The sequence below is a fragment of the Roseateles sp. genome (assembly GCF_039929605.1).
In the GTDB taxonomy this organism is placed as follows: Bacteria; Pseudomonadota; Gammaproteobacteria; order Burkholderiales; family Burkholderiaceae_C; genus Pelomonas.
Genome location: NZ_JBDSQX010000050.1, coordinates 1 through 16,153, shown reverse-complemented (window position 1 = coordinate 16,153; position 16,153 = coordinate 1). Strand labels below are relative to the sequence as shown.

The following is a 16,153-nucleotide window of genomic DNA, read 5'->3' as shown; positions in this document are numbered from 1 at the left end:
ATGAGCCGCATCCTTGTCGTCGAAGACGAATCGGCCATCGCCGAGCTGATCTCCATCAACTTGCGCCACGCCGGTTTCGAGGTGACGCTGGCCGCCAGCGCAACGTCGGCTCAGTACGAGGTTGACCGCGTGCTGCCGGACCTCATCGTGCTGGACTGGATGCTGCCCGGCCAAAGCGGCGTGGCCCTGGCCCGCCAATGGCGCAGCGCGGCGCGCACGAAGGAGCTGCCCATCATCATGCTGACGGCACGCGCCGATGAGGGCGACAAGATCGCTGGCCTCGACGCAGGCGCGGACGACTACATCACCAAGCCCTTCTCGACCAACGAACTGCTCGCCCGCATCCGCGCCGTGCTGCGCCGCAAGGCGCCCGAGGCGCTGGACAGCGCGGTCGAGGTGGGCCCGCTGCTGCTGGACCCGGGCACGCACCGCGTGAGCCGCGAAGGCAACGAGATCAAGCTCGGTCCCACCGAGTTCCGCTTGCTGCACTTCTTGATGACCCACCCCGAGCGCGTGCACAGCCGCTCGCAGCTGCTGGACCGGGTCTGGGGAGATCACGTCTTCATCGAAGAGCGCACCATCGACGTCCACGTCAAGCGCCTGCGCGAGGCGCTGGAGCGCGTGCAGTGCGCCCGCATGATCGAGACCGTCCGCGGCGCCGGTTACCGACTGACCCAACAGAGCAGCACGCTCTCAGCTTGAGCTTCTCCCGCCCCGCATGACCTGGTTGCTACCCCGATTGCTGAGGGCCCTTGTGGCCGCACTGCTTGGGATTTTCATCGGCGTGGCGGTCCGCGCGGCCACGGGCATCGAAGGCCTCGGCCTCGGGGTCGGCGTCGTCAGCGGCGTCCTGCTGATGATGCTTGTCGACGCCGTGCGCGGGCACCGCTTGATCACCTGGCTGCGCGGCAATCAGCTCGAGAACGCGCCGCGCGACACCGGCCTGTGGGGCGAGGTCGGCTACCGCATCGAACGTGCTGTGCGCGACCGCGACCGCGCTGTCGCCCGCAGCCGCCTGGAGCTGGAGCAGTTCCTCTCGGCCATCGAGGCCTCGCCCAACGGCGTGCTGTTGCTGGACGTGCAGGAGCAGATCGTCTGGTGCAACCGCATCGCGGCCGACCACTTCGCACTCGACCCGCAGCGCGACCTGCGCCAGCGCATCACCAACCTCGTGCGCGCGCCGGCCTTCGTCGCCTACCTGCAGGCCGGCAACTTTGCCGAGGCCCTCGTGCTTGGCAACGGACGCGGTCCAGGCACGCTGTCCATCATCGTGCGCGAGTACGGCGAAGGCATGCGCCTCGTGCTCTCGCTCGATGTCACCGAGCGCGTGCGCTCCGAGGGCATGCGGCGCGACTTCGTCGCCAACGTCTCGCACGAGATCCGCACACCGCTGACCGTGCTGTCCGGCTTCATCGAAACCATGCATTCGCTGCCGCTGACGACGGCGGAGCGCGAACGCGTGCTGGTGCTGATGAACCAGCAGACCCAGCGCATGCAGACCCTCGTGGCCGACCTGCTGACGCTGGCCCAGCTGGAAGGCAGCCCGCGCCCCGGCGCCGACCGCTGGGTCAGCCTGGACGGGCTGCTGCTGCGCATCGCTGCCGACGCCGAGGTGCTGTCAGCCGGCCGCCATGTGCTCCACCTCAGGCCGACCACCGGCTACGAGCTGGCCGGCATCGAGAGCGAGCTGCTCAGCGGCGTGGCGAACCTTGTCACCAACGCCGTGCGCTACACGCCCGAGGGTGGCGAGATCGAGGTGACCTGGCGCTTGCTGGAAGGCGGCGACGGCGAACTGGCGGTCATCGACACCGGCCTGGGCATCGCGCGCGAGCACATCTCGCGGCTGACTGAGCGCTTCTACCGCGTCGACGGCAGCCGTTCGCGCGAGACCGGTGGCACGGGCCTGGGGCTGTCCATCGTCAAGCACGTCATGCAGCGCCACGGCGGCGAGCTGATGGTGCAGAGCGAGGTCGGCAAGGGCTCGCGCTTCCGCCTCGTCTTCCCGGCTGCACGCGTGCGGCAGGCGACGGACTCGGCGCTGGGCGATGAAGCGGCGTTCAACGCGGCTGCCCTGTCAGATCACTGAATCATGGACGCTTGAGCAGCACCAGGCCAGCGCTGCCGCTGCGGTCGGTCGGCCGCGTCACCTGCGCGATGACCTGCCAGCCCTGGGGCGTCGGCTGGCCGGCGGAGATGACGGCATAACTGCAGGGCGTGGTGGCAAGCATTCCCCGGCCCTCCACACGCCAGCCGCCATGCCATTCCAGCGCAGCCAGTGTGGGCAGGCTCTGACCCGATGCCGCGAGGCAGGACACCTGCGCCGGCATGCGGGCCTTGAGCCGCCCGACCAGCGGCGCCAGGCTGCGTGCGTAGTCCAGCGGCGGCAGCAGCAGGCTGGTGACCAGCAACCAGCCCAGCGCCACGCCACCGGCCGGCAGGGCCAGGCTCTTCCACAGCGCATGGCGGTGCCGCGCGGTGCGCCAGCGCACGAGGGCCAGCCAGGCGGCCGTTGCAGCGAGTGCAAACAGCAGCGCGAGCAGGCTGAAGCTTGGCTCGAAGCCCTCGGCCAGGCGCTGCAGATTGGCCAGCGGGCGAGCCGGCCAGCCGGTCTGCATAGACAGGTAGTAGAGCCAGAAGAACAGCGCCGCCGCGCTGAAGAAGAACACCGAGAACCAGTCCACCGCCGCCGAGAAGCCGCGGCTCAGCGTCGGCAGCGCGAAGGCCGCCAGGATGGCCAGCGAGGGCAGGGCCAGCAGCAGCGCACGCTCCGAGCCGTCCATCGCCACACAGGCCACCAGCGGCACCAGCAGCGCGATGGCGGGCACCGTGATGTGCCGGCGTAGCCCGTGCCGGCGCCAGCGCCACAGCGTCCACAGCGCTAACGGCCCGGCGGGCCAGCAGAACCAGGCCAGCAGGCTCAGCAGCGAGGCCACGTCTAGGGTGGCACGCACCCGCCAGGCCCAGCCATTGAAGGCCCAGGCGGCCAGCACGGCGAGCGTCAACGCGCCCAGCAGCCAGACGCGCTGGCCCTTGGCGTCGCCGTAGCTGGAGCGGTGGTTGAGCAGCACGCCCAGCAGCCCCAGCCCGCAGGCCACGGCAGGCGCGCCGCTGGCCGCCAGGACGGGCAGGGCGAGCAGCACGGCCAGGCGCGAACGCCGGCGGCGGTAGGGCGCAGCCGCCAGGCCGTAAAGGTAGACCGACACGGCCAGCAGTTGCACCAACTCGGGCGTCGTCTCGTGGCCCAGCTGCAGCAAGCCCAGCGACGCCATCAGCGCGAGCAGCGCGCCGTCGGCCAATGCGCGTGCGTAATCCACCGCCTGGGCCTCGCCACCGAAAGCGAAGGCGACCGGCTGAGCGGCGTCGGTGCGCGCCAGGTGGAAGCAGGCGTACCAGACTGCCACCAGCACGCCCACCAGCACGAAGGCATAGGGCAGCCGCGCGGCGACGGGGGCGTCCAGAAAGGGCAGCGCCTTGATCGCCAGCGCGCCCAGCCAGTAGGGCAGGGGGCCGCCTTCCGCCGGAATGCCGGCGATGGCTGGCTGCCACCAGGGCGCGTGGCCCTGGGCGATGCTGGCCATGAAGCCGAAGGATGTCAGGTCGGCATTGCGCCAGGGTGCGCGGCCGAAGATGCCGGGCAGCACGTAGGCCGCGCACAGCAACAGCAGGGCCAGTCGCGGCAGGCGCTCGACGCCGCGTTCGGCGACGATGGCGGGGGTGGGGAGATTCACGCGCGAGAGTTCGATGAAACCGACCGGCATGATGCCGTCAAATGGGGCTCAAAAAGCAAAAGGGCAGCGAAAGCTGCCCTTTGACGTTGGTGCTGCGAAGCAGCAGCAAACCGATTTACTTCTTGAGGTGAGCAAACTTGTTGCGGAACTTCTCGACGCGACCGCCGAGGTTGTCGATGCTCTTTTGCGTGCCCGTGTAGAAGGGGTGCGACTCGCTGGTGGTTTCCAGCTTCACCAGCGGCATCTTCTTGCCATCGATCTCGACGGATTCCTTGGACTGCACGGTGGAGCGCGTCACAAATTGGAAACCGTTGGACTGGTCGATGAACGCGACGTCGCGGTAGTTGGGGTGAATGCCGTCTTTCATGGGAACCTCTTGGGTCTGGTCGGGAGCCACGTCGCGAGCTCGGCGACGCACTTTCCGGGGGTGTCTGGGGCGGAAAACCCGCGATTGTAGCGAGCTTCCTACCGGTTTGGCTAGTTCAGATGAGAAGGCTCACCCGCCGCGCCGCATCATGTCGAAGAAGTCCAGGTTGTTCTTCGACGCCTTCATCTTCTCGAGGATGAACTCCATCGCCTCGATCTCGTCCATGTTGTAGAGCAGCTTGCGCAGGATCCAGCTCTTTTGCAGGATCTCCGGCTTGAGCAGCAGCTCTTCACGGCGCGTGCTGGACTTGTTGATCAGGATGGACGGGTAGACGCGCTTCTCGGCCATGCGGCGATCCAGATGGATTTCGCAGTTGCCGGTGCCCTTGAACTCTTCGTAGATCACCTGGTCCATCAGCGAGCCGGTGTCGACCAGCGCGGTGCCGATGATGGTCAGCGAGCCACCTTCCTCGATGTTGCGTGCCGCGCCGAAGAAGCGCTTGGGGCGCTGCAGCGCGTTGGAGTCCAGGCCGCCAGACATGACCTTGCCGGAGGAGGGCAGCACGTTGTTGTAGGCGCGGGCCAAGCGGGTGATCGAGTCCAGCAGGATGATCACATCCTTCTTCAGCTCCACCAGGCGCTTGGCGCGCTCGATGACCATCTCGGCCACCTGCACGTGGCGGGCGGCGGGCTCGTCGAAGGTGGAGCTGATGACCTCGCCGCGCACGGTGCGGATCATCTCGGTCACTTCTTCCGGGCGCTCGTCGACGAGCAGCACGATGAGGTGGCAGTCCGGCGCGTTGGCAACGAGAGCATGGGCGATGCTCTTCATGATCTCGGTCTTGCCCGTCTTTGGCTGGGCAACGATCAGCGCGCGCTGGCCTTTGCCGATGGGTGCCACCAGGTCAATGATGCGGCCGGTGATGTTCTCTTCGCCCTTGTAGGCCTCACGCTCAAGCCTGAACTGCTCCTTGGGGAACAAGGGCGTCAGGTTCTCGAACATGATCTTGTTCTTGCTCTCCTCCGGCGTCTGGTTGTTGACGCGGTCGACCTTGACCAGCGCGAAGTACCGTTCGCCGTCCTTGGGCACGCGCACTTCGCCTTCCACCAGGTCACCGGTGTGCAGGTTGAAGCGGCGGATCTGGCTGGGCGACAAGTAGATGTCGTCCGTCGACGCCATGAAGCTGGCCTCGATCGAGCGCAGGAAGCCGAAGCCGTCGGGCAGCACTTCGAGCACGCCATCGCCGAAGACTTGCTCGCCACCCTTGGCGCGCTTCTTCATGATGGCGAACATCAGCTCCTGCTTGCGCAGGCGCGTGACGTTGTCGATCTCCAGCTCCTCGCCCATCTGGATGAGGGCGGAGACGTGAAGCGCTTTGAGTTCGGAAAGATGCATGGGTGAGTACCCGTCAGGGGTCGCAGCGCCAGCCAAGGCACAACGACGATTCCACGGCCGCCCCGGAACAGGACCGAATGTCTATCGCTCAAACAGCGAGCGACGCGATTCGACAACTAAACAGTGGTGGGAGGGGGAGCCGAGACCACGCTGGCTGAACTCCTTGGAGTTCGGGGCGTGTTGGCTTTGGCTGCTGCAGCGAGGCGCCGGGAGGCGCGGGGGTCGCCGCAGCAGTTGGACGCGATTATAGGTTCGCGTCGAGGAAGGCGGTCAACTGGGCCTTGGAGAGGGCACCGACCTTGGTGGCGGCCAACTGGCCGTCCTTGAAGAGCATCAGCGTCGGGATGCCGCGGATGCCGAACTTGGCGGGCACCTCGCGGTTCTCGTCGACATTCATCTTGGCGACCTGCAGCTTGTCACCGTAGCCGGTGGCGACCTCGTCCAGGATGGGCGCGATCATCTTGCAGGGGCCGCACCATTCGGCCCAGTAGTCCACCAGCACCGGCTTGCCGGACTGGATCACGTCGGCGTCGAAGGACGCGTCGGAAACATGCTTGATCAATTCGCTGCTCATGGGAGGGTTCCTTGGCCTCAAAGGGTTGACGGCGGCCTCTCGGCGCCGTCGGAATAGGCAAAAATGATTGTGACATAGCCACTTTTGCCCCGACGGTCAGCGGGGTGACCGAACAGGGCAGACGTCAGGGCGGGAGGGCTCTTTGCAAGTCATCAATCTAGGCCTTGAGCCCGGGGAAGACATCGACGGTTTCTGGCGCCGCGTCGCGGCCGTCAGCGCCGACTGGCTGGCCGGCCAGGGCGCGACGCTGCGCGACGCCGTGCTGCTGCTGCCGTTTGCCCAGCAATTGGCGCCCGCGCGCCGCGCGTTTCTGGCGCGTGGCGGCTGGTTGCCTGTGCTGGCGACGACGCGCAGCCTGGCCTCTGCGCTGGGCCCCACGGCGCTGGCGGCGCCGCAGCAGATCAGCGGCGACGCGCCGGTGGACGCGCTGGCCGCCGATGCGCTGTTGGCCCAGCAGACCTGGGCGCAGACGTTGAAGCGCGAGGACCCGCGTGCCTACCGGCTGGCGCTGGCCCGGCTCGTCGAGACGGCCCACGCCTTCGCCCGCGCCGCCGGCCAGCGCGCCCCGGCGGACCGCGCCGCATGGTTCGACGCCGCCCGTCGCCATCTGGGCGAAGACGCCATCGGCGGCACCGAGCGCGCGCTGGTCTGGGTGGCGCTGGAATGGGCCGCAGCCGATGACCGCGCGCCAGCCACCGACGCGTTGTTCCGCCACCGCCCCAGCGCCTGGATCGCGTTGCAGGCCGGTGGCGCCGACCCGCTCGCCCAGGCCCTGCTGGCGCGCGGCGCCGTGCCAACGCTGCTGCTCAACGCCGATGTCGACCTGGACGCGCTTGCGCAACCGACGGCTCACGTCGAAGAAGCGCTGTGCGCCGATTTCGAGACGCTGGCCCAGGCCAGCGCCGTTGCCGTGCTGCAGCACCTGGCCGCCGGCCGCGCGCCGGTGGCGCTGATCGCGCAGGACCGCGTCGTCGTGCGCCGCGTGCGTGCGCTGCTGGGCCGCCAGGGCCTGCCCATGCACGACGAAACCGGCTGGACGCTGGCGACCACGCCCGCCGCCTCGACGCTGATGGCCCTGCTGCGCGCGGCCCTCGGCGGCGGCGCGGTGGACGACTGGCTCGCCTGGCTCAAGCTCAGCGCCGAGCCGTCGCCGGCGCTCGATGCGCTGGAAGCCCTGTGCCGCCGCCGCCGCATTCGCCGCGCCGAGACGCTGGACGCGTTGGACAAGCTGCCCGCCCAGGCGCTGTGGCAGGCCAGGCGCCAGGCGCTGGCGCCGCTTACGAGCAGCGGGCGGCGGCCGTTGGTGCAGTGGCTGTTCGAGCTGAAGCGCGCCCTCGGCCCCGAGCCGCTGGCCGGGCTGGAAGGCAGCGAAGGTGTGCTGATGGCGCTGTGGCTGTCGCGCAACCCCTGGCCGGGCAGCGCACACGAGGCGGTGCTGAGGGACGCGCGGCTGGACGGCGCAGGCTTCCTGGCCTGGGTGGGCGACGTGCTCGAAGCCGGCCAGTTCGCACCTAGCGATCCCGGCAGCGCACCGGTCGTCATCACGCCGCTGGTGCGCGCCATGCTGCGACCCTTTGGTGCGCTGGTGCTGCCGGGTGCGGACGCCGACACGCTGGGCCGGGGCGGCCGACCCTTGAGCCTGCTCAGCGATGTGGATGCCGCCGCTTTAGGCCTGCCCACGCAAGCCCAGCAGCGCGAGGCCGAGGCGCAGGCCTTTGCGCAGGCGCTGCGCGCACCGGTGTTGACGCTGCTGCGCTGCACGCGCGCCGGCGCCGAGCCGCTGCCGGCCAGCCCGCTTATCGAGCGCCTCGCCGCAGCCGCCCGCCGCGCCGGGCGTGCGTCGCCGCTGCAGCCCTGGGTGGACGAGCGCCAGCCGCAGGCCATCGCTCCGCAACCCGTGGCGCGGGCCAGCGTCGCCGCCGCGCTGCTGCCGGCCGCGTTGAGCGCCAGCGCCGTCGAGTCGCTGCGCCGCTGCCCCTACCAGTTCTTCAGCCGCCATCTGCTCGGCCTGCACGACGCCGACGAGCTGGAGGCCGAGGTGGAGAAGCGCGACTACGGCACCTGGCTGCATGCGGTGCTGCACCGCTTCCACACCGAGCGCCAGCCGGGCGACATAACGGCTCAGCTGCGTGCTGCGGCCAAGGCGGAGAGCGTTGGCCTGGATGACGCCGACTTCCTGCCCTGGCAGGCCAGCTTCGAACGGCTGCTGCCGCGCTACGTGTTGTGGCTGGGCGGAGCCGAGCTCAACGGCCTGGTCTTTGCCGACGGCGAGCTGGACCGTCAATGCACGCCCTTCGACGGCGCGCTGGCGGACCTGCTGCTGCGCGGCCGCATCGATCGCATCGACACCACCGCCGAGGGCCAGCGCGTGCTGCTGGACTACAAGACCGGCAGCGTCGCCAGCCTGAAGGTCAAGGTGGCCGAGCCTTTCGAGGACACGCAGATGGCTGTCTACGCGCTGCTGATGGATGCAGCGCCCGACCTGAGCGCGGCCTACCTGGCGCTGGACGACCCGGGCGGCGTGGTGACCGTCGAACATCCCGACGTGTCCGCCACGGCCGAGGTGCTGCGCGAGGGTCTGCAGGCCGACCTGCTGCTGATGCTGGAGGGAGAACCGCTGGCGGCGCTGGGCGAAGGCAGCGCCTGCGAACACTGTGAGGCGCGCGGCCTGTGCCGCCGCGATGACTGGAGCGCGGCATGAGCTACGCGTACTACGCCGACGGCGCCCTCGTCCCGCGCGAGCGCTTCTATGCCTTCGCCTGCGACCCTGCCCGCAGCGCCGTCGTCGAGGCCTGTGCCGGCGCGGGCAAGACCTGGATGCTGGTGTCGCGCATCCTGCGTGCACTGCTGGCGGGCGCGGCGCCGCAGGAGATCGTGGCCATCACCTTCACGCGCAAGGCCGCCGGTGAAATGCGCGAACGGCTGCTGGAATGGCTGGCCGAGTTCGCCGCCGCCAGCGAGGCACGGCGTGTGGCCGAGCTCATCGCCCGAGGCATGACGGAGGCCGAGGCCCGCGCCGCCGCGCCTCGGCTTGCCGGCTTGCAGGACGAGCTGCTGCGGGCGGGGCGCTCGGTCGAGATCCGCACCTTCCACGGCTGGTTCTCGCAGCTGCTGCGGGCGGCGCCGCTCGCCGTGCTGCAGGCCGAAGGCTTGTCCGCCGAGCTGCAGCTCATCGAGGATGAAGCCGAGCTGATGCCCGCGTTGTGGCGGCGCTTCCACGGCCGCGTGCTGGCGGACACCGAACTCGCCAGCGCCTTCCAGTGCCTGACCGAGACGCGTGGCCGGCACAACCTGCGCGAGTGGCTGCTGGCGGCCTTCAACAAGCGCGTGGAGCTGCGCCTGGCCGTGCGTGCCGGCGTGCTGGCGGGCAGCCTGCCCGACGTGGCCGAGCCGCTGGCGGCACTGGCGCCGTGGCGGCCCAGGCTGGCTGCACTGGCGGTGACGCTGGGCACCAGCAGCAAGCTGACACCACAGAAAGCGGCCACGGCGCTTGAGCAGGCCCTGGCGCTGGCCGACGCAGCCGCCTTCCCCGCGCTGTGGGCCGCGCTGTTCACCAAGACCGGCACCGCCAAGAAGGGCCTGGGCGACTCGACCGCGCAGCTCGACGCCTGCGCCGCGCTGGAAGCCATCGCCGCCGACATCGCCCAGCACGAGGCCTCCATCGAGCACGCCCGTATGGCGCGGCTGTCCGAAGTGCTGGTCGCCGAGTTCGAGGCGCTCAAGCGCGAGCGTGGCCTGGTCGACATGAACGATCTGGAGCGCGGCGCGCTGGCGCTGCTGTCCAAGCCCGAGCTGGCCGGCTGGGTGCAGCAGAAGCTCGATGCACGCGTGCGCCATCTGCTGATCGACGAGTTCCAGGACACCAGCCCGCTGCAGTGGCAGGCCCTGCACGGCTGGCTGGGCGCCTATGCCGGCGCGGGCGGCGGGCAGATCGCCGTCTTCATCGTTGGCGACCCCAAGCAGAGCATCTACCGCTTCCGTCGAGCGGAGCCGCGCGTGTTCGCGGCAGCGGGCGATTTCGTCCGTGACGGCCTGGCTGGTGTGACGCTGGCTTGCGACCACACGCGCCGCAACGCGCCCGAGGTGCTGGCCGCCGTCAACGCGGCCTTCACAGCGCAGATGCCGGGCTTTCGGCCGCACACGACGGAGCAGGGCACCGATGCTGCCGCCGGGCTGTTCACGCTGGACGGCCCGCCGCTTGTCGACGCTGCCGCTGAAGCCGACCCCGACCGTTGGCGCCCCAGCCTGACCGAGGCGCGCGTGGAGGCCGAGATCGCCCGCCGCGCGCCGGAGTGCGAGCGCGTCGCCCGGGCCATCCGCGCGCTGCTGGCCGAAGGCCTGCGGCCGCGCGACGTCTTCGTGCTGGCCCGCAAGCGCGCGCCGCTGCGGCAGATGGCCGAGGCGCTGTTGGCGGCCGGCATCCCGCACGTCGCGCCCGAGGACAACCGCCTGGCGGACCTGCCCGACGCGCAGGACCTGATCGCACTGCTGGACGCGCTGGCGTCGCCGGGCCATGCGTTGTCGCTGGCGCGGGCGCTGCGCAGCCCGCTCTTTGGCGTGGACGAAGCCGACCTGCTGCAGCTCGCGGAGGCCGCCGGCACGGCCGCGTGGCTGGGCGCGGCGCCGCGTGAGGTGCGCGAACGGCGCGGTTGGTGGGACGCGCTGGCCGACCTGGCCGCGCCCAGCCCGGCCCTGGCTCGCGCCCGCACTCTGCTGCTGGCCTGGCGCGCGGCGGCGTCGCGTTGCACGCCGCATGAGCTGCTGGACCGCATCGTCAGCGAGGGCGACTTGCTGCCGCGCCTGCTGGCCGCCGCGCCGCCTTCCGAGGCGGCCAATCGGCTGCGCACCGTCAACGCGCTGCTGCAGGCCGCGCTGGAGCTGGACGGCGGGCGGTTTGCCGAGCTGTATGGTTTCGTGCGTGCGCTGAAGGCCCGTTCGCCCAAGCTCGTGCCCGCACCGGCCGACGACGCGGTGCAACTGCTGACGGTGCACGGTGCCAAGGGCCTGGAGGCCGAGGTCGTCATCCTGCTGGATGCCGACGCCGCGCCACCGCGCGCCGAGACGCTGTCCCTGGCCTGCGATTGGCCGGTCGATGCGCCTGCGCCGGCGCGGCTGGCCTTCCTCGTCTCTGAACGCCGGCCGCCACCGGCGCTTCAATCCCTGATCGAGGCCGAGCAAGTGCTGCGCGAGCGCGAGGAGCTGAACGCGCTCTACGTGGCGATGACGCGGGCGCGGCGCCGGCTGATCGTCAGCCGCACGCCGCCCCGGCGTGGCGCGAGTGACGCGAGCTGGTGGGCCCGGCTCTCGCCGCTGGGCCGGCCGCTCACGCTCGCGGAGCCAAGCGACGATGCACCGCTGGACATGCCGCTGCCTGTGCATCTGCCGCTGCCGAACTGGACCGCACCGCCCGTGCCCGCGCGGGCCGGCGCGGCCGATGACGCCGCGCAGGCCAACCTCGGCGAGGCCCTGCACCGCGTTCTCGAATGGGCCAGCGCGGCCAGCCAGACGCAGCCTCTGGCCGTGCTCATCGCGGCCTCGGGCCAGGCCTTCGGCCTCGATGCTGCGGCACGAGAACGCCTGGCCACGGCCGCCGACGCCATCCTGCAAAGCCCTGACTGCCGGCCCTTCTTCGACCCGGCGCGCTTGCGCTGGGCCGCCAACGAGGTTGCCATCAACGCCGCAGGGGATGACCGCCGCATCGACCGCCTTGTGCAGTTGGACGACGGCGTCTGGTGGGTGCTGGACTACAAACTCGGCGCCACGCCCGAGCGCGAAACGGCCTACCTGGAGCAGATGCGCAGCTACGTTGCGGCCGTGCAGAAACTGCAGCCCGACGAGCTCGTCAGAGCCGCTTTGATCAGCGGCACCGGACGCCTCGTCGTTGTCAGCTAGAATGTGCGGCTTGATCGGGGCGTAGCGCAGCCTGGTAGCGCATCTGGTTTGGGACCAGAGGGTCGCGAGTTCGAATCCCGCCGCCCCGACCATTTATTCCGGAACCCGCCTTGGCCCTGCGCCACGGCGGGTTTTCTTTTGTGAAGCCCCCGCATCACCCCGCATCCGGGGCCTCTACCCCAGGGCATCCCCCCAAGTCCGACCGATCGGTCGGCCAGGACAATCCCCGGTTATTCGCTGCAACCCTGGCATGGTCACAAGCCGCGCCCGAGAGACCCATGGCACTTCAACACCTGACCGACGAGCAGATCGCCACCTGGACCCGCGCCCAAAAGGACGAGTGGTGGTTCAAGAACATCTTTCGCGGTGACATGGCCCAGCTGACGCTGCGCTCCGGCTTCACCGGCTTCCTGCTCGGCGGCATCCTGTCGGCCACCGGCCTGTACATCGGCGCCAAGACCGGCATCTCGCTTGGTGTCGGCCTGACCTCGGTGATCCTGGCATTCGCGCTCTTTCGCGCGCTGCATGCCGGCGGCTGGGCCCAGGACTACACCATCCTGGAAAACAACTGCACGCAGTCCATCGCCACGGCGTCGGGCTATGTGACCACGGCGCTGATCTCCAGCCTGCCGGCCTACATGCTGGTCTCGGGTGTCATCCCGCCGTGGTGGCAGCTGATGATCTGGATGATCGTCATCTCGACGACCGGCGTGCTGATCGCGTTTCCGCTGAAGCGCCGGTTCATCAACGAGGACCAGGCGCCGTTCCCCGAAGGCCGTGCCTGCGGCGTCGTGCTGGATTCGCTCTACAACGGCCGTGGCGACGAGGGCGTCTTCAAGGCCAAGCTGCTGGGCTGGGTGAGTGGCGGGGCCGCGCTCTACCAGGCCGCGATCAGTGACGGCTGGATGAAGCTGGTGCAGTTCAAGCTGCTGATGCTCGACAAGTGGGCCGGCGTCGTGGAGCCCTGGCATCTGCACGAGCGGCTGGACGACTACTACTACACCTGGGCTGCGAAGGCCGATGCCGTCATGCCCAGCATCCTCGGCACCAGCTTCAAGACGCTGGGCTTGCGCCTCACGCTGGACGTCGCCGTCATCGGCGTGGGCGGGCTGATGGGCCTGGCCATCGCCGGCAGCTGCTTCCTCGGCGCCTTCATCAACTTCGTCATCCTGGCGCCGCTGATGATCCAGATGGGCGACATCGCGCCACGCCTGGGCGCCAACGGCCTGCCGGTGCCGCTGAGCCGCGTCGAGATCGTCAACCAGTGGTCGCTGTGGTGGGGCGTCACGATGATGGTGGTCGGCGCGCTGGTGTCGCTGGTGGCCAAGCCCGAAATCTTCAAGGGCCTGTTCAAGAAGCGTGTCGCCAAGCCGGCAGACGCGGGCCCCGACCTGCTGAAGGACATCGAGGTGCCGCTATGGGTGTCTTACGTCGGCGTGCCGGTCTTCGGGATGCTGGGCGCCTACGTGACCCACCTGTTCTTCGGCGTGCCGCTGTGGATGGCCGTCATTTCGCTGCCGCTGATCTTCGTGCTGAGCATCATCTGCACGAACTCCATGGCCCTGACCTCGTGGACGCCGACCGGCGCGCTGTCCAAGATCACCCAGTTCACGATGGGCGCGCTGGACCGGAGCAACCCCGCGTCCAACCTTCTGCCGGCCGGCATGACGGCGGAGATCGCCTCCAACGCCGCCAACCTGCTCTCCGACATCAAGCCCGGCTACATGCTCGGCGGCAAGCCGCGCCACCAGGCCATCGGTCACATCATCGGCAACATCGCTGGCGTGCTGGTCTGCGTGCCGCTGTTCTTCCTGCTGTTCCTGCAGCCCGATGCGTCGGGTGTGCGGGGCACGGCCGGCATCGTGTCCGACCAGTTCGGCTTTCCGGCCGCACTGCAGTGGAAGGGCGTGGCCGACGTCATCGCCAAGGGCCTGAAGAGCCTGCCGGTCTCGGCGCTGGTCTCGATGGCCATTGCCGCCGTCGCCGCTGTAGTGATGGAACTGGCGCGTATCAAGAGCAAGGGCCGCTTCCAGCTCTCCGCCGTGGCCACCGGCCTGGGCGTGGTGCTGCCGCCCGAGGCGGTCATCGGCATGTTCGTGGGCGCGCTGATCTTCTGGGGCATGGGCCGCAAGCACAAGGCGCCCGGCACCAAGGGCCACCGCATCTGGGTCGAAGGCATGGAGCCCATCTGCGCCGGCCTCATCTCCGGTGCGGCGCTGATGGGCATCGGCAATGCCATCATCAACGTGCTGATCTAATCCCCGTTTTCCGACCGTAGCTCAACTGGATAGAGCACCCGCCTTCTAAGCGGGCGGTTACAGGTTCGATTCCTGTCGGTCGGGCCAAATTGTCCTCACGCTCAGGGCATCCTGGCCAGCATCCTGGCTTCGGTCACTTCGTCCCAGAACAGCGGATACAGGCTGCGCGCCGAGGCGACGGAGTCGGGATGGCCGCCCCACAGCGAGACCTGTTCGCGTACTTCGGCAAAACCGATGCTCATCAGCACGGCGGGCGCGTTGACGCGCGGGTTGTGTCGCGCAGCCGTGATGGGCACCAGGCCCAGGCAGCGCCGGTAGAAGCCCACGTGGCGCGGGTTGACCTCGATGACGAGCCGCTCGCAGCCGGCGCGCCGGTGGGCGTGCAGATAGCCGAGGTGGAAGATGTGGGCCAGCACGCTCCTGGGGTCGCGGGAATGCTTGTCGGTGGCCAGGCCGCCGAACTCGCAAAGCTTGATGCCGGCGGCGCGCCAGTCGTCCAGTTCCGCGCCGAAGAGCAGGTCGGCGTGCAGGCCACCGACGCCGTCGAAACGAACTGACAGCGTGCCGACGATGGCATCGCCATCACGGGCGGTGCAGACGACGTCGCCATCCTGTTTGCGACTGGTGTAGTTCTCCCGGCTCACGGCCAGGCCGCGATGGGCGTAGCGGCGTTCAACGAGGTCGAGGGCCTCGCCATCGAGCCCGCCGAAGCCGCTGTCCAGCTCAAGTGGTGCACCGCCAAAGTGCTTCGGCGGGTGGCTGCGGCTTGCTTCAAAGATTGGGAGCATGTGCTTGAAATCCTCAGCGCCCAGTGCGCGAGCCGCGAGTCTAGGGACGTGAGGCGGGTCATTTCGCGGCCCTCACAGACCGATACATCGGTTGTATGTAGTCCATGCGATTTCTCACGCCCCAAGAGACTGCCGGCGGGATGCGATGAGGCGTTGTCCTACGCGTTGTCCGTAGGGCGACCCTTAGGCTTGGGACCCTTAGGCTTGGTTTGCCTGCTTTCTCCCTCCCTGGGCAGGCGCCCGACGCGACAGCGTGCGGGGATTGCGTCCCGGCCTTGGTGCCGGGATTTTTTTTGGCCTGCAGTCCTACATCTGGTCGCCGTGCGTCCGATTACATTGAGCGCGGGCTTCGGCCCCCTGCTGTTCCTCCCTGAGCAGGCGTCTACCGTGACAGCGGAAGACGGTTTCAAACCCTGGTCCGATGGACCGGGGTTTCTTTTTTTGCGCGCGGTCGCGCTGAAGCGCTGCCTGGCTGTACGGAGCGGATGGCAGCCGAACTGAGCGCTTGCTCGCCCGGGTGGCGGCCCACCGCTGACCCTGCTAGTCTGCCCGCGCCCGCCAACCGTGGCGGAAGACGGGAGCTGCAGGCATGGCGGAATTGATGGTCAACGGCAGGCAGGTGCAGTTCGAGGCGGAAGCCGATACGCCGCTGCTCTGGGTGCTGCGTGAGCAGTTGAGCCTGACGGGCACGAAGTACGGCTGCGGGGTCGCCCAGTGCGGTGCCTGCACCGTGCACATCGACGGCGCGCCGGTGCGCAGCTGCGTGATGCCGGCTTCGGCGCTGACAGTGGCGCAGAAGATCACCACCATCGAGGGCCTGGCGCCGAACGCCTCGCATCCGTTGCAGAAAGCCTGGGACGCGCTGGACGTGCCGCAGTGCGGCTTCTGCCAGAGCGGCATGTTGATGGCCGCCGCCGCGCTGCTGAAGGCTAAGAGGTTATCCGTAAATAGTAAACTCTCGTCCCGAACCGCCATTCACGCGGTGGTTGGGTTAAGGCATGGCGACACGCAAGAGAGTTGAGTTGTGGGTGGTGACCGATGATTTCTGGCAACGCGTCGAACCACTGATCCCTGTACGTGAGCGCGTTGGCGGCAAAGAGTACCTGCGCAAGCCAGGGGCAGGACGGCCAGCCAAGCCGGCGCGACAAGTG

The 16,153-nt window shown here is 69.0% G+C and carries 11 protein-coding genes, 2 tRNA genes and 1 pseudogene; 9 read left to right on the top strand and 5 right to left on the bottom strand.

Features of this window, described 5'->3' with window-relative positions; translation table 11 throughout:
- Together phoB and phoR are read left to right on the top strand one after the other, a co-directional pair.
- Complete coding sequence (phoB, locus tag ABIS05_RS06955) at positions 1 to 702, top strand: phosphate regulon transcriptional regulator PhoB (protein ID WP_348011331.1); 702 nt, start codon at positions 1 to 3, stop codon at positions 700 to 702.
- Positions 703 to 754: 52 nt separating this feature from the next.
- Positions 755 to 2,086 carry a phosphate regulon sensor histidine kinase PhoR gene (gene phoR, locus ABIS05_RS06950; protein ID WP_348011330.1) on the top strand — a complete coding sequence of 444 codons (1,332 nt, stop codon included), beginning with the start codon at positions 755 to 757 and terminating at the stop codon, positions 2,084 to 2,086.
- Position 2,087: 1 nt separating this feature from the next.
- Here phoR and ABIS05_RS06945 read toward each other — a convergent pair whose 3' ends face one another.
- The 4 genes from ABIS05_RS06945 to trxA all read right to left on the bottom strand — a co-directional run bounded on the left by ABIS05_RS06945 (position 2,088) and on the right by trxA (position 6,064).
- Positions 2,088 to 3,758: a hypothetical protein gene (locus ABIS05_RS06945; RefSeq protein WP_348063231.1), complete on the bottom strand. Its 1,671-nt coding sequence runs from the start codon at positions 3,756 to 3,758 to the stop codon at positions 2,088 to 2,090.
- An 85-nt stretch (positions 3,759 to 3,843) separates the two neighbouring features.
- On the bottom strand, positions 3,844 to 4,095 hold the full coding sequence (locus ABIS05_RS06940) for a type B 50S ribosomal protein L31 (RefSeq protein WP_348011328.1): 252 nt from the start codon (positions 4,093 to 4,095) through the stop codon (positions 3,844 to 3,846).
- A gap of 129 nt (positions 4,096 to 4,224) precedes the next feature.
- A complete protein-coding gene (gene rho / locus ABIS05_RS06935) occupies positions 4,225 to 5,490 on the bottom strand; it encodes a transcription termination factor Rho (RefSeq protein WP_348011327.1) in 1,266 nt (421 codons plus the stop codon).
- 244 nt (positions 5,491 to 5,734) lie between these two features.
- Positions 5,735 to 6,064: a thioredoxin TrxA gene (gene trxA, locus ABIS05_RS06930; RefSeq protein ID WP_056876926.1), complete on the bottom strand. Its 330-nt coding sequence runs from the start codon at positions 6,062 to 6,064 to the stop codon at positions 5,735 to 5,737.
- A 142-nt stretch (positions 6,065 to 6,206) separates the two neighbouring features.
- Between trxA and ABIS05_RS06925 the strand changes: the two genes are divergently transcribed.
- From ABIS05_RS06925 to ABIS05_RS06905, 5 genes are all read left to right on the top strand, one after another.
- Positions 6,207 to 8,765 carry a PD-(D/E)XK nuclease family protein gene (locus ABIS05_RS06925; protein WP_348011326.1) on the top strand — a complete coding sequence of 853 codons (2,559 nt, stop codon included), beginning with the start codon at positions 6,207 to 6,209 and terminating at the stop codon, positions 8,763 to 8,765.
- The gene (locus ABIS05_RS06920; RefSeq protein WP_348011325.1) at positions 8,762 to 11,956 is read left to right on the top strand and encodes a UvrD-helicase domain-containing protein; all 3,195 of its coding nucleotides are present in this window, start codon (positions 8,762 to 8,764) and stop codon (positions 11,954 to 11,956) included. Before ABIS05_RS06925 ends, ABIS05_RS06920 begins: the two co-directional genes overlap by 4 nt.
- A 15-nt stretch (positions 11,957 to 11,971) precedes the next feature.
- Positions 11,972 to 12,048, top strand: a tRNA-Pro gene (locus ABIS05_RS06915).
- A 186-nt stretch (positions 12,049 to 12,234) separates the two neighbouring features.
- Positions 12,235 to 14,214: an OPT family oligopeptide transporter gene (locus ABIS05_RS06910; protein WP_348011324.1), complete on the top strand. Its 1,980-nt coding sequence runs from the start codon at positions 12,235 to 12,237 to the stop codon at positions 14,212 to 14,214.
- A 10-nt stretch (positions 14,215 to 14,224) separates the two neighbouring features.
- Positions 14,225 to 14,301 (top strand) — tRNA-Arg (locus ABIS05_RS06905).
- Between the two features lie 14 nt (positions 14,302 to 14,315).
- Here the strand turns inward: ABIS05_RS06905 and ABIS05_RS06900 are convergent.
- On the bottom strand, positions 14,316 to 15,002 hold the full coding sequence (locus ABIS05_RS06900; RefSeq protein WP_348011323.1) for an N-acyl amino acid synthase FeeM domain-containing protein: 687 nt from the start codon (positions 15,000 to 15,002) through the stop codon (positions 14,316 to 14,318).
- A gap of 589 nt (positions 15,003 to 15,591) precedes the next feature.
- Between ABIS05_RS06900 and ABIS05_RS06895 the strand changes: the two genes are divergently transcribed.
- Positions 15,592 to 16,023, top strand: a complete 432-nt coding sequence (locus tag ABIS05_RS06895; RefSeq protein WP_348011322.1) for a 2Fe-2S iron-sulfur cluster-binding protein — start codon at positions 15,592 to 15,594, stop codon at positions 16,021 to 16,023.
- A pseudogene (locus ABIS05_RS06890) lies at positions 16,001 to 16,153 on the top strand (IS5/IS1182 family transposase); the annotation flags it as partial. The gene ABIS05_RS06895 and the pseudogene ABIS05_RS06890, both read left to right, overlap by 23 nt.